The organism is Streptosporangium sp. NPDC049376 (assembly GCF_044466505.1).
Classification (GTDB): domain Bacteria; phylum Actinomycetota; class Actinomycetes; order Streptosporangiales; family Streptosporangiaceae; genus Streptosporangium.
The window spans coordinates 37,459-57,029 of sequence record NZ_JBITMT010000008.1 but is presented as its reverse complement, the minus strand read 5'-3'; the positions used below and the strand labels follow the sequence as shown (position 1 = coordinate 57,029).

At 69.6% G+C, this 19,571-nt stretch carries 20 protein-coding genes and 1 pseudogene; 11 read left to right on the top strand and 10 right to left on the bottom strand.

The features are described from left to right. Nucleotides 1–305: 305 nt before the first annotated feature. The 4 genes and pseudogenes from ACIBVQ_RS21260 to ACIBVQ_RS21245 form a co-directional block, all read right to left on the bottom strand. Nucleotides 306–2,021 carry a hypothetical protein gene (locus tag ACIBVQ_RS21260; RefSeq protein ID WP_399179354.1) on the bottom strand — a complete coding sequence of 572 codons (1,716 nt, stop codon included), beginning with the start codon at nucleotides 2,019–2,021 and terminating at the stop codon, nucleotides 306–308. 253 nt (nucleotides 2,022–2,274) lie between these two features. After that, nucleotides 2,275–2,499, bottom strand: a complete 225-nt coding sequence (locus ACIBVQ_RS21255; RefSeq protein WP_386194536.1) for a DUF397 domain-containing protein — start codon at nucleotides 2,497–2,499, stop codon at nucleotides 2,275–2,277. Further along, entirely contained in the window at nucleotides 2,490–2,690 is a 201-nt protein-coding gene (locus ACIBVQ_RS21250; protein ID WP_399179352.1) for a Scr1 family TA system antitoxin-like transcriptional regulator, read from the bottom strand. Before ACIBVQ_RS21250 ends, ACIBVQ_RS21255 begins: the two co-directional genes overlap by 10 nt. Before the next feature lie 109 nt (nucleotides 2,691–2,799). Further along, nucleotides 2,800–2,949: pseudogene (locus ACIBVQ_RS21245) on the bottom strand (Scr1 family TA system antitoxin-like transcriptional regulator); the annotation flags it as partial. 455 nt (nucleotides 2,950–3,404) lie between these two features. Here ACIBVQ_RS21245 and ACIBVQ_RS21240 point away from each other — a divergent pair. Next, nucleotides 3,405–3,851: an ATP-binding protein gene (locus tag ACIBVQ_RS21240; protein WP_399179350.1), complete on the top strand. Its 447-nt coding sequence runs from the start codon at nucleotides 3,405–3,407 to the stop codon at nucleotides 3,849–3,851. A gap of 177 nt (nucleotides 3,852–4,028) precedes the next feature. On the opposite strand, the gene ACIBVQ_RS21235 is transcribed toward ACIBVQ_RS21240, so the two are convergent. From ACIBVQ_RS21235 to ACIBVQ_RS21225, 3 genes are all read right to left on the bottom strand, one after another. Continuing rightward, on the bottom strand, nucleotides 4,029–4,475 hold the full coding sequence (locus ACIBVQ_RS21235) for a GerMN domain-containing protein (RefSeq protein ID WP_399179348.1): 447 nt from the start codon (nucleotides 4,473–4,475) through the stop codon (nucleotides 4,029–4,031). A 128-nt stretch (nucleotides 4,476–4,603) separates the two neighbouring features. Continuing rightward, a complete protein-coding gene (locus ACIBVQ_RS21230) occupies nucleotides 4,604–6,079 on the bottom strand; it encodes an ATP-binding protein (protein ID WP_399179346.1) in 1,476 nt (491 codons plus the stop codon). Next, the gene (locus ACIBVQ_RS21225) at nucleotides 6,076–6,750 is read right to left on the bottom strand and encodes a response regulator transcription factor (protein ID WP_352012080.1); all 675 of its coding nucleotides are present in this window, start codon (nucleotides 6,748–6,750) and stop codon (nucleotides 6,076–6,078) included. Before ACIBVQ_RS21225 ends, ACIBVQ_RS21230 begins: the two co-directional genes overlap by 4 nt. A 187-nt stretch (nucleotides 6,751–6,937) precedes the next feature. Here ACIBVQ_RS21225 and vanY-N point away from each other — a divergent pair, with 187 nt between their 5' ends. The 4 genes from vanY-N to ACIBVQ_RS21205 all read left to right on the top strand — a co-directional run bounded on the left by vanY-N (nucleotide 6,938) and on the right by ACIBVQ_RS21205 (nucleotide 10,217). Further along, the gene (vanY-N, locus tag ACIBVQ_RS21220) at nucleotides 6,938–7,582 is read left to right on the top strand and encodes a D,D-peptidase/D,D-carboxypeptidase VanY-N (RefSeq protein WP_399179344.1); all 645 of its coding nucleotides are present in this window, start codon (nucleotides 6,938–6,940) and stop codon (nucleotides 7,580–7,582) included. 59 nt (nucleotides 7,583–7,641) lie between these two features. Continuing rightward, nucleotides 7,642–8,862: a serine hydrolase domain-containing protein gene (locus ACIBVQ_RS21215; RefSeq protein WP_399179342.1), complete on the top strand. Its 1,221-nt coding sequence runs from the start codon at nucleotides 7,642–7,644 to the stop codon at nucleotides 8,860–8,862. A gap of 32 nt (nucleotides 8,863–8,894) precedes the next feature. Further along, a complete protein-coding gene (locus tag ACIBVQ_RS21210) occupies nucleotides 8,895–9,665 on the top strand; it encodes an MgtC/SapB family protein (protein WP_362776336.1) in 771 nt (256 codons plus the stop codon). Nucleotides 9,666–9,863: 198 nt separating this feature from the next. Further along, the gene (locus ACIBVQ_RS21205) at nucleotides 9,864–10,217 is read left to right on the top strand and encodes a hypothetical protein (protein WP_352011771.1); all 354 of its coding nucleotides are present in this window, start codon (nucleotides 9,864–9,866) and stop codon (nucleotides 10,215–10,217) included. Between the two features lie 34 nt (nucleotides 10,218–10,251). On the opposite strand, the gene ACIBVQ_RS21200 is transcribed toward ACIBVQ_RS21205, so the two are convergent. Then, complete coding sequence (locus ACIBVQ_RS21200; RefSeq protein ID WP_352011770.1) at nucleotides 10,252–10,890, bottom strand: Lrp/AsnC family transcriptional regulator; 639 nt, start codon at nucleotides 10,888–10,890, stop codon at nucleotides 10,252–10,254. Between the two features lie 121 nt (nucleotides 10,891–11,011). Here ACIBVQ_RS21200 and ACIBVQ_RS21195 point away from each other — a divergent pair, with 121 nt between their 5' ends. Both ACIBVQ_RS21195 and ACIBVQ_RS21190 read left to right on the top strand, forming a co-directional pair. Further along, nucleotides 11,012–12,622 (top strand): ABC transporter substrate-binding protein, encoded by a 1,611-nt coding sequence (locus ACIBVQ_RS21195; RefSeq protein ID WP_399179339.1) that lies wholly within the window; start codon nucleotides 11,012–11,014, stop codon nucleotides 12,620–12,622. Then, nucleotides 12,597–13,742 carry an ABC transporter permease gene (locus tag ACIBVQ_RS21190; protein ID WP_352011768.1) on the top strand — a complete coding sequence of 382 codons (1,146 nt, stop codon included), beginning with the start codon at nucleotides 12,597–12,599 and terminating at the stop codon, nucleotides 13,740–13,742. The genes ACIBVQ_RS21195 and ACIBVQ_RS21190 overlap by 26 nt, the downstream gene beginning before the upstream one ends. 39 nt (nucleotides 13,743–13,781) lie before the next feature. On the opposite strand, the gene ACIBVQ_RS21185 is transcribed toward ACIBVQ_RS21190, so the two are convergent. After that, nucleotides 13,782–14,975 (bottom strand): RNA-guided endonuclease InsQ/TnpB family protein, encoded by a 1,194-nt coding sequence (locus tag ACIBVQ_RS21185; protein ID WP_399179337.1) that lies wholly within the window; start codon nucleotides 14,973–14,975, stop codon nucleotides 13,782–13,784. Between the two features lie 110 nt (nucleotides 14,976–15,085). Between ACIBVQ_RS21185 and ACIBVQ_RS21180 the strand changes: the two genes are divergently transcribed. From ACIBVQ_RS21180 to ACIBVQ_RS21165, 4 genes are read left to right on the top strand one after another with little or no spacing between them, the layout of a single operon-like run. Beyond that, nucleotides 15,086–15,925, top strand: a complete 840-nt coding sequence (locus ACIBVQ_RS21180) for an ABC transporter permease (protein WP_352011767.1) — start codon at nucleotides 15,086–15,088, stop codon at nucleotides 15,923–15,925. Continuing rightward, nucleotides 15,922–16,692, top strand: coding sequence for an ABC transporter ATP-binding protein (locus ACIBVQ_RS21175; RefSeq protein WP_352011766.1), 771 nt, complete (start codon nucleotides 15,922–15,924; stop codon nucleotides 16,690–16,692). Before ACIBVQ_RS21180 ends, ACIBVQ_RS21175 begins: the two co-directional genes overlap by 4 nt. Beyond that, nucleotides 16,689–17,615 carry an ABC transporter ATP-binding protein gene (locus ACIBVQ_RS21170; protein ID WP_362914783.1) on the top strand — a complete coding sequence of 309 codons (927 nt, stop codon included), beginning with the start codon at nucleotides 16,689–16,691 and terminating at the stop codon, nucleotides 17,613–17,615. Before ACIBVQ_RS21175 ends, ACIBVQ_RS21170 begins: the two co-directional genes overlap by 4 nt. Nucleotides 17,616–17,622: 7 nt before the next feature. Beyond that, nucleotides 17,623–18,597 (top strand): M24 family metallopeptidase, encoded by a 975-nt coding sequence (locus ACIBVQ_RS21165; RefSeq protein WP_352011764.1) that lies wholly within the window; start codon nucleotides 17,623–17,625, stop codon nucleotides 18,595–18,597. A 189-nt stretch (nucleotides 18,598–18,786) separates the two neighbouring features. Here the strand turns inward: ACIBVQ_RS21165 and ACIBVQ_RS21160 are convergent, their stop codons facing one another. Then, nucleotides 18,787–19,125 carry a hypothetical protein gene (locus tag ACIBVQ_RS21160; RefSeq protein WP_352011763.1) on the bottom strand — a complete coding sequence of 113 codons (339 nt, stop codon included), beginning with the start codon at nucleotides 19,123–19,125 and terminating at the stop codon, nucleotides 18,787–18,789. Between the last annotated feature and the right edge of the window lie 446 nt (nucleotides 19,126–19,571).

Sequence of the window (19,571 nt, the reverse complement as noted above, 5' to 3'; positions counted from 1 at the left end):
TGCACATTGAGCTTTTCATCCCGCTTCGCGGGCCTGAAGAACGAGGCTTACCTTGACGGGCCGACCTGCGTGCAGCGGGCAGCAGCAAGGCAAAGATACCGTCGAGGACGATGAACGCTTATCCGGCGCGATTAGTTGTTCCCAGTACCCGCCCCAGGATGGGTGAGCGTTGCGCGAGCAGGGCGCCAGGTGGCACCCCACACCGATCCTCGATCCGGCGGCGACCTCCGCGAACGTCTCACCTTTGCGCAGTCGGACCAGCACGAGCAGGGCCTGCTGGATAGGAGTGCGCGCCCAGCCACCGTTCACGGCTTCAGTTTGAGCTTCTTCCTTGACGTGCCCGGGAACACGGTGACCAGGTGTTCCTCTCCCGTTTTGCCCATCCGGATGTAGGCCCGGAGCCGGTAGTGGCCCTTCCCCGCGATCGCCAGGTTCGGCATCGGGGCGCCCGCGCCCACCTCTCCCCCGTCCGCCTCCGGCACGGTGAGATGGCCGCTGCGGCTGACGACCGGTACCTCGGTGACCTGGTCCCATCCGGCTATCCGCTGTGGTGGTGCGGTACGGAAGGCCTTCACCGTGAGGCACAGATCGATGACGTCTTCGAGGTGTCCGACAAGCACCGCGCTGTCGAACGCCCCGACGAGAGTGTTGTCGTCGTAGAGCCTGTCCGTCGCCTGTTCCGCCGCCTTCTCGACCTCTTCGACCTTCGGGTCGTGGACCAGGTAGCCGTGGTCGCCGTCGGCGAACAGGAAGTATTTGGCCGTGGCCTGGACGACGCCCTTCGTCCGGGGCCACGGGTCGCGGCACTTCGCGTTCTCCTCGGCCACGTAGGCGGCGCCCGCATCCTCCGTCTCCTTGGTCGACTGCAGCAGCTCGGGATTGGTCGCGCCGATGATCTCCGGGCAGATGTAGACGAGGTCCCACGGGTCCGCGCCCCAGGCGGGCCGCTCGCTCCCGGCCCGCGTCAGGATCGCCTTCTGCTCGTCGCGATCCTTCGTACGGCACAGGGCCCGCCCGTACCCGAGGATTCCCTGGTCCGACAGGCTGTCCGGGAATAGGGGTGGCATTCCGTCCGCTGTGATCCGTGCCCGGCACAGGAACACGGCGTCGCGTTCGGTGGGTTTCAGGTCTCCGAAGCTGGGCCGGTCATAACAATCCATCGACCCGCCGGTGTAGGTGAGATGCGGGGTCTGCTCCGGGTGGATCAGCAGGATGATCGGCAGTACGACCATGGCCGCCACCACGATGCGGACCGCTCGCTGCCGCGCGGGCGGAAGGCCCACCGGCCGGCCCCCAACGGACAGTTCACGAGCGGTCGCTGCGATCCACACGGTGCTGACGAGCTCCAGCACGTCCGTTACAACCGGTGCCACCGGATTGGCGTAGAAGTCCCATCGGAAGAGAACACTGATCGCGATCATCAGCGCGTAGTCACCGACCGACAACCACCCCGCGATCTGCGTACCGCGGCTCCACCGGCCGTCGCGCCGCTGTCCGACGATCGTGATGACGGTCGCCGCCACTCCGCCCAGCATCATGCCGAATCCGAAAACGTAGCCCGACCCGATCTCCGGGAGGTCGAGTTCGTCGAGGAGTTCGTCGGCGATCCCGGCCAGCTCGACCGCGAATATCACTGCGGCCACCACGCGCAGCATGCGGGATCGCCAGCGGATGACGAGCAGGTAGAGAACGTCGATCGCGGTCCACAGTACGAGCTGGAACGCCACATCGACCGCGTCGGGGAACATCCCGATCGGAATCCACAACACGAGGGAGTACGCCACCGCCAGATACAGCAGTCGGCGCAACACCCTCGTCCGGCGGTCCAGTGGCCCCGGCGCGGGGGTACGCAGGATCAGCCACAGGAGCGCGGCCTTCACCAGGGCGGCCACGAGCAGCGCCACGACTGTCGCGGTGCCGAACTCGCCGTCCACGTAGAACCTCGCGTAGACCGGCGACGTCCATTCGACGGCCGCCCAGAGCCAGGCGTCGCCGAGCACCAGGCCCACGACCGCCGCCACAAGGGACAGGCTTACTAACCCAATCCTGGTGATACGCCAGAAACCATCCGAAAGCACGGAAAGTGATCTTAGTCCGGCACTGCCGTACAGGCGGACGTAACGGAGCGTAGGGTTTCACCCCGCTGGTCAGGCTTCGTGACCTTCGACGAGACGTCGATGACAGTGCGGCTCCGCCCGGGATGTTGGTCCAGTTTCCCGCCCCAGCCCCTGCGGTTCGCCGCGGAGCCGGGGCGGAAGAGTGACCTCGGGTTTCTCAGTCGCCGAGGGACGAGTCGAATTCCCCGGCCTTCACACCGTTGAGGAAGGCGTCCCACTCAGCAGGAGTGAAGAACAACTTCGGGCCCTCAGGGTCCTTCGAGTCACGCACAGCGACCAGATCAGCGTGCCCGGCACCCTTCAACGCAGCGACCTCAACACAGTTCCCGCCGTTGTCACCAGAGAGACTCGACTTGATCCACCTGGTGTCACTCAAGTCCATTTTTCCTCTACCGCCTTCTGGATGAGATCGATGGACATACTTATCGGCAACGCCTCGCTCCGAATGGCCTCGAAACGCTCCACGGCCACGGCAACGTATTCCTCGTCGCTTGTGGTGATTCCCCGCACGGCTGTCTCGGCATACAGTACGTCCTTTCCTCCCTCTAGTGTCGCGATCGCGAACCCTCCCATCAGGCCTGAGTGCATCCCCTGCGGAACCAGTTGAACGCTCAACCGGGGGGGTAACTACCGAGATGAGGTGCTCCAACTGCGCCCTCATCACCTCGGAACCGCCTATTGGACGGTAGAGAATCGCCTCGTCGATGACGCACCGGAAGACCGGAGGCCGAGGATCCTCACGAACGAGGATGGCCTGGCGCTCCAAACGAGCTCCCACAGCCGCCTCGTTACCGTGCAGCAGCACACGGGCGTAGCCCTCCGTTTGAAGCAGTCCAGGGAAAACGAGCGGCTCATAGGCACGTAGCGTGATCGCTTCCTGCTCCTTGTCGCGCCACTTCCCGAACCAGGAGGGGAAAACCTGGCCCTTCCTCCAGTCGAGGAGGCGGTGGAGGGCTCCGCCCGTGTCGAGGGCCCTGTCGCACGTCTCGGCGAAGTCCGGACTGGCCGGGAGCTGGCCTGTCTCGACCCCGCTGATCAGGGACTCGCTTGAAGTGGATCCGCTCGGCGAGCTGCCCCTGGGTGAGATTCGCGGCCTTCCGGTAGTGACGCAGCTCCCTGCCCCATATCGCCTGAGGCGTGTAGAGGTTGACCACGATGCCCCCCTTGCCGGAATTCAATGACGGCGCCTTGAATCCCAGAACTCAACATTGGTAATCGCTTCATCACCAAGCGTAGTCACCGCTCGGCATCCTGAACATACAAAACCGAGAGCGGAAGAGAAACCCCATGGAAGAGATTCTCGAAACGAGCGTGGCACCGAGCGAACGCCTCCACTCAATGGATCTGGCCCTCTCCGTACTGGGCGAGAGGTGGATTCCTCGCGAGGCGAGATATGTGGCGTCCGCCCGCCGGTTCGTCCGAGAGATCGCCGTCGACTGGAAAGCGGCCGAAGGCATCCCGGAAATCGCCGAACTCCTCACCTCGGAGATCGTCACCAATGCCGTCGTCCACGCCGCCGCACGTCCCGTCCAGGTCTCAGTCATGAGAGAGGGCAGGCTGATGGTGGTCGAAGCCTGCGACTTCTCAAGCGCGGTCCCCCAGATCAGGAGCGCGGCCTCCATGGAGGCCTCCGGCAGGGGACTCACCGTCGTCAAGCAGCTCTCCCACGCCTGGGGCTGGCTCCCCAACTCCTACGGCAAATCCGTCTGGTTCGAACTCGTGGCGTGGCCCTGAAGCCAGGAAGGACAGCTTCCACAATAGGCCTGTCGACATCTCAGGACACCACAGCGATATCCTCAACAGTCTCATGAAAAGCGATTCATCATTTTCCACGGTATGGCGAAACTCAGGGCCAGCCCCTTTGGGGAAGAAAATCCCCGGTGCGGCCTCGGACACCAGAGCAGGCGGGCGTCACGCCGGGCAGTCGTGGGGGTCGATGCTCTTCCTGGCGCCGGTGACCGTGATCTGGGCGGGGCTTTCCCGCAGCGTGGCGGCGGTCGTGCACACGATCTGTTCGACGGCCAGTCGGGAAAGCTCACCGGCCGGGGTGGACAGGGTCACCACCAGGTGGCCCGCCCGCTTGGTGGTGACCGAGAACGGGGCGGCCCCGGGTGGGACGTCGGTGGTGAGCCCGTCCGACCGTTCCATCACGGTGGGTCCGGCCGCCAGCAGCGCGAGCGTGTCCTTCCGGAACACCGGCCGGTCGCTGGGCCGTGTCACCGCGCTGAGCCTGCCGTCCCTCACCAGGTAGAGGGTGATCTTCCAGCCGGGCGCGACGACTCCGCGCGGCGGCTCGCCCGCGTCGATGGCGCCGTCGCTGGGGCGCACACCGCAACCGGCCACGGCGACGAGCGACACGAGACCCGCGGCGAGCGCGCGGCGGGCGATCCCGGCCCTCGCTCGGAACCCCTGTCCCGAGCGGGTGCCCGGCGTAACGGTCCCCGTTCGGGACCCTCGGCCCGGACGTGCGCCCGGTGTGGCAGCCCTCATTCGGGACCTCCTTCCGGGTTTTGTTCCCCACGTGGCAGGCGCAGGGTGAACACGGCGCCGCCGTCAGGAGCGTTGGTGACGGTGATGTCGCCGTGGTGCAGGCGCGCGTTCTCCCTCGCGATGGCCAGGCCCAGGCCGCTGCCCTCGGATCTGGCCCTGGCGGCGCTGGCCTTGTAGAACCGGTCGAACACGTGCGGCAGCACCGCCTCGTCCAGCCCCGGCCCGTGGTCGCGGACCTCGACGGTGATCCAGTGCGGGTCGGCGCGCAGCCGTACCGACACCGGGGGCTCGCCGTGCCGCAGGGCGTTGCCGACCAGGTTGGCGAGGATGACGTCCGCCCTACGCGGGTCCAGCCGTACCGTCACCCCGGGTGGGAACTCGGTGCGCACCTGTTCCAACCAGCCCCGGGTGCGCAGGGTCGCGCGTACCAGCTCGGCCACGTCGACCTCGTTCAACGCGAGGGCCGCGACGCCGGAGTCGAACCTGCTGATCTCGATGAGGTCGTTCACCAGGGCGGTGAGGTTGAGCGTCTCCTGGCTGACCAGCCTGGCGGCCCTGCCCGCGTGTTCGGGCAGCTCGGCGGCCTCCTCGTCCAGGACCTCGGCGACCGCGGTGAGCGCGGCCAGCGGGGTGCGCAGTTCGTGGGAGACGTCGGCCACGAACCGGCGGGCGTCGGCCTCCATCTCACGGAGCTGTTCGACGTGTCGTTCCAGCTCGGCGGCGGTGTCGTTGAACGTGCGTGCCACCTCGGCCAGTTCGTCGGAGCCGCGCACCGCGATCCTGGTCCGCAGCTCGCCCTCGCCCAGCAGGCGCGCCGCCCGGCCGAGTTCACGCACCGGCCGCAGCACACCACGGGTGGCCAGCGCCGTCAGAACGACCGCGAACGCCAGGGCCACCCCGCCCATGAACCAGGCGAGCACGGCGAGGTTGTCGATGGCGCGCTGTTCGGAGGCCAGGCTGCGCGCGACGTAGACCTCGATGCCGGACGCCCGGGTCGACCGATCTTCCTCGACGATCAGCAACGGCGTGCCGATGATCAGATAGGGTCCGTCCTCCCACGCCACGCGTTGCCACGCGATGACGCCGTCGGCCACCGCCCGCCGCAGCCCGCCGGGGATCATCCCAAGATCCAGGCCTTGCCTGCACGGGCGGCCGAAGGGCAGGCACGGCCGGGCCGGGCCGGCGGGCGAGCGTGTCCCGTGGTAGACGGCGACCGCGTCGCTGTTCCTTTCCGCCACGACGCTGACGATCTCGCTGAGTTCGTCCGGGCCCGGCGTCGGGTCCCGCAACGGGAAGAGCGCCTGCAGGCGGTCTCTCATCGCCTCGACCGCGGCGTTCTGGGTCCGCTCCAGGATCTCGTTGCGGGCCACGACGTACATCCCTCCGGCGACCGAGGCCGCGGTGACCACGCACAGCAGCGCGAACGCGGCCAGCAGCCGGGCGCGCAGTCCCAGGTTCAGCCGGAGTGTCACACCGGGCCGAACCGGTACCCGAACCCACGGACCGTCTGCACGTAGACGGGCGCCGCCGAGTCGTCCTCGATCTTCGCGCGCAACCGCTGCACGCACGCGTCCACGAGTCGTGAGTCGCCAAAGTACCCGTGTTCCCACACCGACTCCAGCAGCTGCTGGCGGCTGTGCACCCGGCCCGGTGTGCCGGAGAGTTCGAGCAGCAGGCGCATCTCGGTCGGGGTGAGGCCGACCTGCGTGCCTCGTTTGGAGACCACCAGGGAGGCCCGGTCGATGGTCAGGTCCCCGTACCGCTCAAGTTCGGCCTGGTCGCGGCCGACCCGCCGGAGCACCGCGCGGATGCGCGCCTCAAGCACCCTGGGCTGCACCGGCTTGACCACGTAGTCGTCGGCGCCCGCCTCAAGCCCGGCCACCACGTCGATGTCGTCGCCGCGCGCGGTCAGCATGATGATCGGTATCTCCCTGGCGGCCCGGATGCGGCGGCAGACCTCGAACCCATCCATTCCAGGCAACATCAGGTCGAGCACGACGACGTCGGGAAGGTCCGCGCGCAGCCACTCCAGCCCCTGCTCGCCGGACTCCACCCCGCGCACCCGGTGTCCGTGCCGGGTCAGGGCCAGCTCAAGGCTCTCCCGCACGGCCGGATCGTCCTCGATCAACAACACTCGTGACACGTTGCCGGGTTTCACCGCACGCTCCGTACCTTGTCCGCCGGTCGACTCCGTCCACTGTCGACCGGCCCTGTCACCGCCCCGTCCGCGCGATGTCTTGGTTGTGTCACGGTCGTGCCGACGATCACCGTCGAGAAACGGTGACATACGGCAGACAAAGCACACACATTTGGCGCCAATCGTAATCGCCATGAATGAACCACGCACCATCCCCTCTCGGCCCCGAGACCGGCTGTTCGCCGTGGTCACGCTGGTACTCGCCGTACTCATGTTGCCCGTGGCGCTCGCCTGCCGTCCTGGCCGCGCCCTCGAACTGGCCTGCCGCTGGGCGCTGCGGATGCGCTTCCCCGCCGAGGATCTGACCGGGCTCACCGACGGCGCCCTGGCGGCGTTCACCGCGGCGCGCACCGAGGCGTTCTGGCGGCACGGCCAGCTCATCGGCCTCACCTCGGGGTACCGCGACCCCGCCGTCCAGCAGCGGATGTTCGACGAGGAGGTGCGCCGCTCCGGCTCCCCGGCCCTGGCTCGGATGCTCGTGCTGCCACCGGCGGAGTCCAGCCACGTCAAGGGCCTCGCGCTGGACGTGCGCCCGCACGAGGGCGCGCGATGGCTTGAGGAACACGGCGCCCGCCACGACCTCTACCGCGTCTACGACAACGAGTGGTGGCACTTCGAGTACCGCCCGGACCGCGAAGGCGTGCCGCCCCGGCGGCTGCCCCATCCCGGCGTGTTCCCCGGATACCGGACGGACGAGCCGTTCGACGTCTGGGGTGACCGGGCTGTCGCGATCTCCGCCACGGTGTCCTCCCCCCGCAGGCTCGCGCCGGCTTCCTGAACCCGGGGTCCGGCGTGTCAGAAAACCCACGGTTCGTCGATCAAGAAAGGTTCATGATCATGGATTCGGACTCCGTACGCGGTGTCGACCGGCGACGGCTGCTCAGGTGGGGCGGATTGGCGGCCGGCGCGCCGCTGGTCGGCGCCCACCTCGGCCGCCCCTCCCCTTCCCCGGCGACCCGTGACGTGATCCCGCCGGACACCCGGCCCGGCGGGGCCTACGACCGGTATGTGGCGAAACTGGCCGCCGAAGGCAGGTTCTCCGGCGTGGTACTGCTGTCGCACCGGGGCCGGACCGTGCTCTCCCGCGGCTACGGCATGGCCGACAGGGAGAAGGGGATCCCCAACCACAGGGGCGTCGCGTTCAACCTCAGCTCGGCGGGCAAGCCGTTCGGCGCGGTGGCCGTCCTGCAGCTGGTGCAGCAGGGAAAGGTGAAGCTGTCGGACACGGTGGGCACCTACCTGACGGGCTTCCCCAAGGAGATCGCCGAGCGGGTGACCGTCCACCACCTGCTCTCCGGCACCTCCGGGCTGAACTCCCCGGAGGAGGACCTGCAGCGTGTCTTCCAGAGCCGGGAGGAGGTGCACGAGTTCTACGAGCAGTGGGCCCGGCGCGCGAAGCAGGTGGCTCCCCCCGGCACGCCGACCGACCACGCCGGGGCCGAGGTCGCCATCCCCGCGCTGATCGTGGAGGCCGTGACCGGCAGGACGTACTGGGACCACGTCGAGGAGCACGTCTTCCGGCGCTGCGGCATGACCGGCACGGCGTTCTTCACCAGGCCGCAGTGGCTCACCGACGAGCACATCGCGCACTCGTACATGCGGCAGGCCGACGGCGGTGTGGTGGACGCCGTCCGCAATCTGGACAAGGGCAGCCCCGACCCGTACCAGCTGGGCAAGAACCCGGGCCGCCTCTTCGTCGACGCCCCCGGGGACGGCGGTTTCGCCACCGCGCCGGATCTTGTCCGGTTCGCGCACGCGCTGGGCGACGGCACCCTGCTGGACCGGCCCCACTCCGAGATCCTCACCGGGGCCAAGGTCCCTCTCGGCAAGGACGCCTTCGGGGCCTACTCGATGCCGGTCGCGATCGTCGGCGGTCAGTGGGTGTTCGGTCGTGCCGGTGTCAATCCCGGCAGCTTCGCCAGCTGGAACATCTATCCGTACACCGGCTGGGTCGGCGTCGTCCTCGGCAACCACGACGGAGCGCCGTTCCAGGAGATCATCCAGCGGGAGATACAGGCCGTCACCGGGGCCTCTCCCGGTGACGGCGAGGGTGGCTGACCCCGTCACCGATAAGTGGGTAGAACCCTCAGATGATCACGTTGTCGCCCGGTCAGGGGTTGCCGCAGATCGCCGAGCTCGTGCTGGCGCTGGTGCTCTCCTTCGCCATCGGGCTGGAGCGCGAGGCCCGTAACAAGAGCGCCGGGCTGCGCACCCACACGCTCGTCGGCCTGGGCGCGGCGCTGTTCATGCTGGTCAGCAAGTACGGCTTCAGCGACGTGCCCGGCGCGCACGTCTCCCTCGACCCCTCGCGGGTGGCCGCGCAGATCGTCTCGGGCATCGGGTTCATCGGAGGCGGCCTGATCTTCGTGCGGCGCGACGCCGTACGGGGGCTGACCACCGCCGCGGTCGTGTGGGTCACCGCGGCGGTGGGGATGGCCTGCGGGGGCGGGCTTCCGGTGCTCGCCGTGGCCGTGACCGCCTGCCACTTCCTCACCGTCTACGGCCTTAACGCGCTGGGCCGCAGGTTGCCGCTCTCGCGGCGAGCGCCGATCCAGCTGCGCATCGTCTACCTCGACGGGACCGGGGCGCTGCGCCGGGTGCTGGTGGAGTGCACCCAGCGGGACTTCGTGGTGGCCGAGGTCTCCGTCGAGCGTGAGGTGCCCGGTGAGACGGCGGAGCCGGGACACGACCGCGGTCGTGATCACGGGCGTGACCGCGAGCCGCGGCCCCCGCGGCGGACCGTCGCGGTGACGCTCGTCCTGGAGGGCAAGGGGTCGATCCCCGAGCTGACCGCCGCCCTCGGGGAGATGCCCGACGTCGTCGGTGTCAGCTCCCGCGAGGGCGCCTCAAGCACCGACTGAGCCGTCACGCCGGATCCCGGCGCGGGGCGTGGCCGTACGGCCCGGCCTCTCCGGCGCTCGAAGCACCCGGCCGCCGGATCTCGGCGTGGGACGTGAGGGACCCCTCCCGCTGGACGGATCACCATCCTGTTCCTCCTCCGCCGGGAGAAACGTCCAGCCCGGGTTGCGTACGGCGGACGGAACGGCACCATGCGGACCGTGGATGACAACAATCTTCTCAATCTCGACGGCCGCAGGTTCGTCATGGTCAGCTCGACCGCGAGCGCCGTTGACCCGGACGGGCCGACCTCGTTCACCTACCAGGAGTCCGACGGCCTCATCTGGGGCGACTACACCGGCGACACCGTGGTCACCGGGCGGTTCGTCGGTGTCCGGGACGGCGACCGGATCGAGCTGACCTACGTGCACCTGCTCAAGAACGGCGAACGCGCGAGCGGCAAAAGCGGAAGCCGGATCGAGCCGCTCGCCGACGGGCGGCTGCGCCTGGTCGAGGAGTTCCAGTTCGCCGGGGACGACACGGTGCACGTGAGCGTGTGCGCCGAGGTCGCCTGACCGCCTTCTGACCTCTGGCCGACCGAGAACCGGGTCAGACGTCGCGCTGCAGCTGGGCGCGGCCCTCCGCCGCGCCCACGAAACGCATCTTGCCCAGGGGGACCTCGCCGCCCGCCGGATCGGGGGCCGGGCGGCGGGTCGACCACGCCGGGCCCCGGTCGCTCGGCAGGACGTAGGGCCGTCTGATGACCTCGTCGAGGATGAAGACGGTTTCGGTCGCCTTGACGGCGGGGATGCTGGCCAGCCTTTCGGTCACCATCGTGTGCACGGCGGCCACGTCCGTCATGCGGACCTGGATCATCGCGTCGTGCTGGCCTGTGGTGACCGCGCAGTACTCGACCTCGGGCATGTGGGCGAGCTGGGCGCGGAACTGGCGCCACATCTGCTGCCTGACGGTGACGAAGATCAGCGCCGTGATGCCGAGACCGGCGCGGACGTGGTCGATCTCCGCGGTGAAACGCCTGATCGCGCCGTCGGCGCGCAGCGCCTCGAAACGGGTGTAGGCGTTCGCCCTGGAGATGCCGACGCGCTCGGCCAGGGCGGCCACGGAGATCCTGCCGTTCTCCCGCAGGACCTCCAGAATTCTCAGGTGCGTCGCGTCGAGGTCAAGCCCGATACCGATCCGTCCAGCCTGACCGCCATCTGGAGACATGTTCCTTGACGTTTCGGTCATGATCATACCCTTCGGGTCGGATTTGTCTCAGTTTACTGCCATGACCTGGACTTTCTGCCTGTACATCCTGGACGATCGACCACCAAACGTCCACCACGGCCCCTTTTCGGAGGACACAAAAATGGCGATCCGTTCCCGGCGCCCCACGGCGAAGGCGGCGCTGCTGCCGGTGCTGCTCACCGGCGCCCTCGCCCTTGCCGCCTGCTCCAGCGGCGGCTCGTCCACCCCCGCGTCGCAGACAGGCGGCGGCACCGCCGCCAAGACGCTCGTGGTCGACACGTCCTTCAACCTCAAGACGGCCGACCCGGGGCGCACCTACGAGCCGACCGGCCTGACCGTCGGCAAGGCCGCCTACGACACCCTGCTGACCTTCGACGGCTCCGACGTCACCAAGCCGGTGCCCTCCCTCGCCGACTCCTACGAGCTGTCGGCGGATGGCAAGAAGCTGACCCTCAAGCTCCACCAGGGCGCCACCTTCGCCGACGGCTCCCCCGTCACCGCGGACGACGTCGTCTTCTCCCTCAACCGGGTGCGCGACATGAAGGGCACCCCGTCCTTCCTGCTCGACGGGGTCGAGGTCGAAAAGACCGACGAGACGACGGTCACCCTGACCTCGAAGAACCCCAACCCGGCGCTGCCGTACATCCTGCCCAACCCCGCGCTGGGCATCATCAACTCCAAGGTCGCCAAGGAGCACGGCGCCACCGCGGACCCCGGCGACAAGGCCGAGCAGTACCTCAACTCCACCTCGCTGGGCTCGGGACCGTACACGATCGAGTCGGTGAACATCAGCAGCCAGGTCGTGCTCAAGGCCAACGCCAAGTACTGGGGCCCGAAGAAGCCGGTCTACGACAAGGTCGTGATCCGCAACGTCGAGTCGGCGACGCAGAAGCTCAACGTCTCGCGCGGCGACAGCCAGGTCGCGCTCGACCTGTCCGGCGACCAGGTCAACGGGCTGCCGGGCACCCTGCAGGTCACCAAGACGCCGTCGGCGAACGTGGTCTTCCTGCTGGCCAACCGGAACTCCTCGGTCAGCGCGATCACCGCCAACCCCAAGTTCGCCGAGGCCGTCCGCAAGGGCATCGACTACACGGGCCTGCTCGAACTGGCCGGTGAGGGTTCGGTGCAGGCGCCGGGCGTCATCCCCTCGATGTTCCTGGGCGCGCTCCCCGCCGACCAGGCCGCCAAGCGCGACGTCGAGGGCGCCAAGGCCGCCCTCAAGGAGAGCGGCGTCGCCGACCCCAAGGTCAAGCTGGAGTACCCCAGCGAGCTGACCCTCAACGGCCTGTCCCTGCAGGGCATCGCCGAGCGCATCCAGGCCAACCTCAAGGAGGTCGGCATCACCGTGGAGCTGGCGCCCTCGCCGGTCACCACCGCGCTGGACAACTACCGCAACGGCAAGGAGGAGCTCGGCCTGTGGTGGTGGGGTCCGGACTACCCCGACCCCAGCGACTACCTGGTGTTCCTGCCGGGCAAGACCGTCGGTCTGCGGGCCGGCTGGAAGGCGGGCGCGGACAAGGAGATCGAGGCGGCCGGTGACAAGGCCGCGGCCGCGATCGGCGACGACGCCCGCAAGCAGGCCTACGTCGACGTCCAGACGAAGCTGAACGCCTCAAGCCCGTTCATCCCGCTCATCCAGCCGAGCCAGAACATCGTGACGGCCGCCTCCGTCACCGGCATGAAGTTCCACCCGGTCTGGACCATCGATGTCGCCGACCTCGGTGCCAAGTAAGGACCCGGAGGCCACCCCGGAGCGCGACGGCGCCAAGGTGGCCTCCGGCCCGGGGGGCGCCGGTACGGCCGCGCGCCGCCCGGGCCGGGGTGGCGGCCCCAACCCGCTGGTGCGCTTCCTGGTCCGCAGGGTGCTCACCGCGCTGCTGCTGGCCGTGGGCATCACGCTGGTCACCTTCGTCCTGACCAACCTCGTCCCCGGCGACCCGGTGGCGGCCAACCTGGGCCAGCGCGCCCTCGGGGACCCGGCCATCGTGGCGCAGTGGCGGGCCGATCACGGCCTGGACAAGCCGCTCCCTCAGCAGTACCTGCTGCACCTGCAGGGCGTGCTGCAGGGCGACCTCGGCACCAGCCAGCAGAGCCACCGTCCGGTGCTCGACGACCTGGCCGAGGCCGTCCCCGCCACCCTGGAGCTCGCGGGCACCGCGATCCTGATCTCCCTCGTGGCGGGCGTGGCGTTCGGCGTGATCGCGGCGCTGCGCCGTGACCGGCTCTCCGACCACGTGCTGCGCGTCCTCAGCCTGGTCGGCATCTCGGTGCCGACGTTCTGGCTGGCGCTGACGACCTTCTACATCTTCTTCTACCGCCTGCAGATCACCCCGGGCAGCGGCCGGATCGACCCCGGCATGACCGCGCCGCCCCACGTGACCGGCCTGTACACGGTGGACGCCGCGCTGGCCGGGCAGTGGGACGTGTTCTCCTCCGCGATCGGCCACCTGGCCACCCCCGCGCTGGTGCTCGCCCTCTACACGATCGGCCTGCTCACCCGCTTCACCAGGTCGGCGGTGCTGGAGGTGATGGGTCAGGACTACGTGCGCGCCGCGCGGGCCAAGGGCCTGCCCGGCCGGGTGATCCTGTTCCGCTACGTGCTGCGCTCGGCGCTGGTGCCGATCATCACGGTCGCGGGCCTGGCCTTCGGCAGCCTGCTGTCCGGCACCGTCCTGGTCGAGGCGATCTTCGCCTGGCCCGGCGTCGGGCAGTACGCCTACAAGAGCGCGACCGGCCTCGACCTGCCCGCCGTGATGGGCGTCGGCCTGGTCATCGGCGCGGTCTACCTCGTCATCAACCTGATCGTCGACGTGCTGTACGGCGTCATCGACCCCAGAGTGAGACTCACTTGACATCCTCCCCCGCCTGAAGGCGGGGGATTCCAACGGCAACTACCCCACGAGGAGGAGGTCGCGTTGAGGTTCACGGTTCACCGGCCCACCCAACGGTGGGCCTCCCCGTGCGGACACGGCATGCCCTGCCGCGTGGCGAATGTTCCCGGCCGCGTTCACATCGGCGTTGCCGGCGTATCCGCAGGACCGGCACCGGAAGACGGCTTGGCTCTCGCGCGACGTCCGATCCACGATCCCGCACACCGAGCACCGCTGACTCGTGTACGCGGGGTTGACCTTCACAACCCGCCCAGGCGCCTTGTGCTCCAGGCGTTGCACCAGCCGGCCCCAACCTGCCGCCAGAATGCCCCGGTTCAGGGCCGCCTTCTGGCGGACGTTCCCGCCGGGCGCCTCAACCGTGCCCCTGGCGGATCGGGTCATGCCGGCAATCTTCAGGTCTTCGACAGCGATCACATCGAAGCGCCGAGCCAGGTCGGTGGAGGTCTTCTCCACCCAGTCCCTGCGGCGGTCCGTCTCGCGGGCCTTCAGCTTCGCGATCGCAGCCTTAACCTTGCCACGCCGGTTCGAGCCCCGTTTCGCCCGGGCCAGTTTCCGCTGGAGACGCCGAAGCCGGGTTTTCTCCGCCTCACGCGGGGTCGGCGCGTTCAACAGCTCGCCCGTGGACAGCGCCGCGCTGACCGCGACGCCCCGGTCCACGCCGACGACCTCCCCCGTGCTCGGCGCAGGGATCGGCTCCGGGATCACGGCGAACGCCACATGCCAGCGGCCCGCTCGGTCCCGGGTAATCCGGTAGGACTTCACACCGTCCAGGACGGCACGCGACCAGCCAAACCGCACCCAGCCAACCTTCGGGACCCTCACCTCGCCCACGTTGCGCGACAGGCGGCGCACATCGCCCGCTTTGACGGCGACGATCCGGAACCCTTCACTCCGCCCGCGCCTGCGCCACGTCGGCCGACGGTGGGTCATGCCGAAGAATTTCGCCATGGCCTGCGCGAAGTCCTTCAGCGCCTGCTGCTGAACGATGATCGACCCGCCACGCAGCCACTCGTGCTCGGCGCGTGCCTCGGTCAGCTGGCGGCACTGTTCGGCGAAACCCGGCGCGGACGTGCGTCCCGGCCTCCAGTGGGCGTGCTGCTCGACGGCCAGATTCCACACGTATCGGGCATGCCCGCAATGCTCCAGCAGCGCCTGCTCCTGAGCAGGCGTGGGCCGGAGCCGATAGCGGGACACGCCCCCGAACCTACCGAACGCCACCGACAAAACCAGGAGACCGAAGTGCCCGACCGTGCCGCGTTTCCTCCCCGCCCTGAAACACGGGGCATCCACGCTGTAGGAGCACGGTGAAACTCCCCCAAGCCTGGCGGCAGCCGCTGGCGATCGTCGGCGGGGTTGTGGCGCTCGCCTGGATCGTGATCACGGTGGCCGCCCCGCTGCTGGCGCCGCACGACCCGCTCGCTCAGGACCTGCCCAGGCTGGCCCCGCCCGGCCCCGGGCACTGGTTCGGCACCGACCAGCTCGGCCGCGACATCCTGAGCAGGGTCATGTACGGCGCGCGCCTGTCGATCCCGCTGACGCTGCTGCTGGTCACGCTCTCGGTGCTGGTCGGTGGCCTGCTCGGCGCCTGCGCCGGATATTTCGGTAAATGGGCTGATGAGACGATCATGCGGTTCGCCGACCTCGTCTTCGCCTTCCCCACCGTCATCCTGGCCATGGTCGTCGCCGCCGCGCTCGGCGCGAGCCTGGCCAACGCCGTGCTCGCCGTACTCGTCGTCGCCTGGCCCTCCTACGCCAGGGTGACCCGCGGACTGGTGCTCGGCGTGCGCGGGCGGGAGTTCGTGATCAGCGGGCGGCTGCTGGGCTTCTCCGCCTGGCGCTCCCTGCGCGTCGACGTGCTGCCGAACATCACCGGCCCGATCCTGGTCCTCGCGACCCTCGACATCGGCACCGCGCTGCTGCTGCTGAGCGGCCTGTCCTTCCTCGGGCTCGGCGCCAAGCCGCCCTCCCCCGAGTGGGGCGCCATGGTCGCCTCCGGCGTGGAGGTCTTCGACAGCTGGTGGGTGGCGACCTTCCCGGGCCTGGCCATCCTGACCGTCGTCCTGGCCTTCAACTTCCTCGGCGACACGCTGCGCGACGCCCTGGACCCCCGTACGGCCCGCGCCATCAAGGAGCGTGCGCTATGACCCTCACCATCTCCGGTCTGAAGGTCGCCGTCGGCGACCGGGAGATCCTGCGGGGCGTCGACCTCGACCTGCAGCCGGGGCGTGTGCACGGCCTGGCGGGCGAGAGCGGCTCGGGCAAGACGATGACCGGCCTGGCCGTGCTCGGCCTGCTCCCGCACGGCGCCAGGGCCACCGGCCGGATCGCCCTCGGCGAGCGCGACCTGCTGGGCATGTCGGCCAAGGAGCTCAACACGGTACGCGGCGGCGAGGTCGCCATGGTCTTCCAGGACCCGGCGACGAGCATGCACCCGATGCTGTCGATCGGCCGCCAGCTCACCGAGCACATGCGTCACCACCTGCGCCTGGACAGGAAGCAGGCCAGGGCCAGGGCGATCGAACTGCTCGGGCAGGTGCGCATCCCCGGCCCGGAGTCGGCGATCGACCGCTACCCGCACCAGTTCTCCGGCGGCATGCGCCAGCGCATCGCGATCGCCATCGCGCTGGCCTGCTCGCCCAAGGTGCTCATCGCCGACGAACCGACGACCGCCCTCGACGTGACGGTCCAGGCCGGGGTGCTGCGGCTGCTGCGCGGCCTCTGCGACGACCTGGGGCTGGCCGTACTGCTCGTCACCCACGACCTCGGCGTGATGTCGGCGGTCGCCGACGAGGTGAGTGTGATGAAGGAGGGCCTGGTCGTCGAGACGGGCCCGCGCGGGCGGGTGCTTCGCGATCCCGAGCACCCCTACACCCGTGCCCTGCTGGACTCGCTGCCCGGGGAGAAGGCATGACGGAGAGCACGACGCTGCTGACCGTGGACGACCTGGTTGTCGAACACCGCACCCCCGGCCGTCCCCTGGTCCGTGCCGTGGCCGGGGCGAGCCTGAGCGTCGCGGCGGGCGAGGTCGTCGGCCTGGTCGGGGAGTCCGGCTGCGGCAAGTCGACACTGGCCCGCGCGGTGTGCGGGCTCAACCCCGTGACCTCGGGGTCGATCACCTTCGACGGCCACCGGGTGACCCCGCTGGGACTGCGCCGCAGGAACCCGGCGCTGTCCGGCGTCCAGATGGTCTTCCAGGACCCCTACTCGTCGCTGAACCCCCGGCGCCGGGTCGGCGCCCAGATCGCCGACGGCCTGCGCACCGGGCGCGACACCGCCTCCTCCCCCGCCGACATGCTCGAACGGGTCGGGCTGCCCCGCGACTTCGCCGGGCGGCACCCGCACGAGTTCTCCGGCGGGCAGCGGCAGCGGATCGCGATCGCCAGGGCCCTGGCCGCCAGGCCGTCCCTGCTGATCGGCGACGAGCCCATCTCCGCCCTCGACGCCTCGGCGCAGGCGCAGGTGGCCAGGCTGATGCGCGACCTCGCGGTCTCCTCGGGCGCGGGCCTGCTGTTCATCAGTCACGACCTGTCGGTGGTACGGCTGATCGCCGACCGGATCGCGGTGATGTACCTCGGGAAGATCGTGGAGGTGGGCCGTACCGAGGAGGTGTGGAACGACCCCCGCCACCCCTACACCCGGGCCCTGCTGAGCGCCATCCCCGCCCCCGACGGCGCGGGCACGCTGCCCGCGGAGCTGCCCGGTGACGTGCCCGACCCGGCCGCCCCGCCGCCGGGGTGCCGCTTCCATCCGCGCTGCCCGGTGGCGATGGACGTGTGCCGGGAGCGCGAACCGGCCTTCGGACCGGTCGCCTGCTGGCTGCACGAGCCCGCGTGACCGCCGCATGATCGACGAGGTGCGGCTCAGGATGGCCGAGGAGGGGATCGACGCCCTGGTGCTGCGCCCCTCCCCCGACTTCCGCTATCTGGGCGGCCAGGGCGACGGATACCTCGTCCTGACCCATGACCGTCCGCCCACCGCCGCGGCGGAGCCGCTGGAGGCCGCGGCGCTCATCCCGCCCTCGGCGCGCCGCGTCGGCGTGGACCCGGAGATGCGCGCGTGGGAGCTGTTCTCCCTGCGCGTCGAGGCCGAGGTCGTGCTGGCCTCGGCCGTGCTGGCCCCGCTCAGGTCGCGCAGAGGTCCCGCCGAGGTCGCGGCGACGGAACGCGCGGCCTCGGCGGCGGACGCCGTCCTGCTCATGGCCCGCGAGCTGGCGTGGTTCGGCACCACCGAGCGAGCGATGGCGCGCAGGCTGTGGGCCATGATGGTCGAGACGGGGTGCGAGGAGGTGCTGTCGGTGCTCGTCGCCGCCGGTGAGCACACCGCCCTGCCCCGGCACGTGCCGTGCGACCGGGTGATCAACCCGGGCGACGCGCTGCTGGTCTCGGTCTGCGGCAGGTGGGGCGGCTACTGCTCCGAGGTGGCCCGCGTGTTCGCGGTCGCCGAGCCGCCGGAGGACTTCGAGGCGATGTACTCGGTCGTCCTCGCCGCGCAACACGCCGCCCTGGACGCGCTGCGGCCCGGCGTGACGGCGGCGGAGGTCGGGCGGATCGCGCGGGAGGTGATCGAGGGCAGCGGCTACGGCAACTACGCCGGGCCACGCCCAGGACGAGGCATCGGCCTCGGCCCCGACGAGGCCCCCTGGCTCGTCCCCGGCGACGAGACCGTACTGACCTCCGGCATGACGGTGTGCCTGGAGCCGTCGATCTACCTGCCGGAGCTGTTCGGCGCGAGGGTGGCCGACATCGCGGTCTGCGCCCCCCAGGGCGCCACCCGCCTCACCACGACCTCCCCGGCCTTCCACGTCATCGACCACTGACCCTCCTGCCGGAGGAGGACGCCGTGGGTCATGGCCCGCCACCGTGGCGGGCCATGACCGGCCCCCGTCCTCGTGTCACCACGTCCCTCGTCCGGCGGCCTCCCTGGAGATCCCGCCCGGCCGGGACGACCGGGCGGGATCTCACCGCCTTTCTCCGGAGTGGTTCCGGAGGGGCCCCGCGCCTTCGGTTCAGCAGATGTTCGCGCCGTCGAATGTGCGGCCGCCCCGCGCGACCTTGCTGCTGATGGTCCCGCCCGGCCTCACGGTCTGGCAGGAGCCGTCCGCGCCGTGCGCCCACACGATCTTGAGGTTGAGGGTGCGGCCTCTGCAGTCGTTGCGGGCGTAGCCGGTCTTGGTGATCCTGCCTGTCTTCTGCCAGACGGTGACGCAGGAGGGCGCGTTGCCCAGCACCTGCGCGGTCACGCCTGCCGGCTGGGCGGCGGACTGGGCCTGCGCCGCCGGAACGGCCGCCAGGCTCAGCCCTGCCGCGGCGAACAGTGCCAGCGCGGACGCGCTCAGTTTGCTCATGAGTCCTCCTGAAGAGATTCGTACCTGTTGTGGTGGAATGACGGGAAAACCGTCGTTGCCACGCTTTCTTGGCTTGTTCGGCGATTCGAAATATCCGCGACCGCCCCCGGGGCCGTATAAACCGAACGCCTCCGGCAGTTCCGGATTTTCCGGCTGCCCGAAAACGAAGAAAGCAGGGAGTTCCAACGCAGCGCTCCGTCGTGCGGTGAGGCGCCCTCGATCCCCGTAAGGACAGTTCGGTGGTCCCCCGTCGAACTTCACCCGAGGGGAGGAGAGGACGATCCGGTGAAGGGATCTTCCGCGCGGAGCGCCGGCGGTGGCGTCCGTCCTTGGCCGGACCACCGCCGATGTCACGGTCACCGTGAGCGGTTCTCGCCGCGAGATTCAGGCCACGGGCGTTCTCCTTTCGCGATCCACGACTTCTCGCCTCTTTCCATCGTCCGGCG

What these genes read in the sequence shown, in the direction of transcription:
- ACIBVQ_RS21195 (WP_399179339.1), top strand. Translation starts at nt 11,012, where the DNA reads ATGGCGATCCGTTCCCGGCGCCCCACGGCGAAGGCGGCGCTGCTGCCG.
- ACIBVQ_RS21215 (WP_399179342.1), top strand. Translation starts at nt 7,642, where the DNA reads ATGGATTCGGACTCCGTACGCGGTGTCGACCGGCGACGGCTGCTCAGG.
- ACIBVQ_RS21255 (WP_386194536.1), bottom strand. Translation starts at nt 2,499, where the DNA reads ATGGACTTGAGTGACACCAGGTGGATCAAGTCGAGTCTCTCTGGTGAC.
- ACIBVQ_RS21240 (WP_399179350.1), top strand. Translation starts at nt 3,405, where the DNA reads ATGGAAGAGATTCTCGAAACGAGCGTGGCACCGAGCGAACGCCTCCAC.
- ACIBVQ_RS21165 (WP_352011764.1), top strand. Translation starts at nt 17,623, where the DNA reads ATGATCGACGAGGTGCGGCTCAGGATGGCCGAGGAGGGGATCGACGCC.
- ACIBVQ_RS21170 (WP_362914783.1), top strand. Translation starts at nt 16,689, where the DNA reads ATGACGGAGAGCACGACGCTGCTGACCGTGGACGACCTGGTTGTCGAA.
- ACIBVQ_RS21200 (WP_352011770.1), bottom strand. Translation starts at nt 10,890, where the DNA reads ATGACCGAAACGTCAAGGAACATGTCTCCAGATGGCGGTCAGGCTGGA.
- vanY-N (WP_399179344.1), top strand. Translation starts at nt 6,938, where the DNA reads ATGAATGAACCACGCACCATCCCCTCTCGGCCCCGAGACCGGCTGTTC.
- ACIBVQ_RS21210 (WP_362776336.1), top strand. Translation starts at nt 8,895, where the DNA reads ATGATCACGTTGTCGCCCGGTCAGGGGTTGCCGCAGATCGCCGAGCTC.
- ACIBVQ_RS21190 (WP_352011768.1), top strand. Translation starts at nt 12,597, where the DNA reads ATGTCGCCGACCTCGGTGCCAAGTAAGGACCCGGAGGCCACCCCGGAG.
- ACIBVQ_RS21160 (WP_352011763.1), bottom strand. Translation starts at nt 19,125, where the DNA reads ATGAGCAAACTGAGCGCGTCCGCGCTGGCACTGTTCGCCGCGGCAGGG.
- ACIBVQ_RS21250 (WP_399179352.1), bottom strand. Translation starts at nt 2,690, where the DNA reads ATGGGAGGGTTCGCGATCGCGACACTAGAGGGAGGAAAGGACGTACTG.
- ACIBVQ_RS21175 (WP_352011766.1), top strand. Translation starts at nt 15,922, where the DNA reads ATGACCCTCACCATCTCCGGTCTGAAGGTCGCCGTCGGCGACCGGGAG.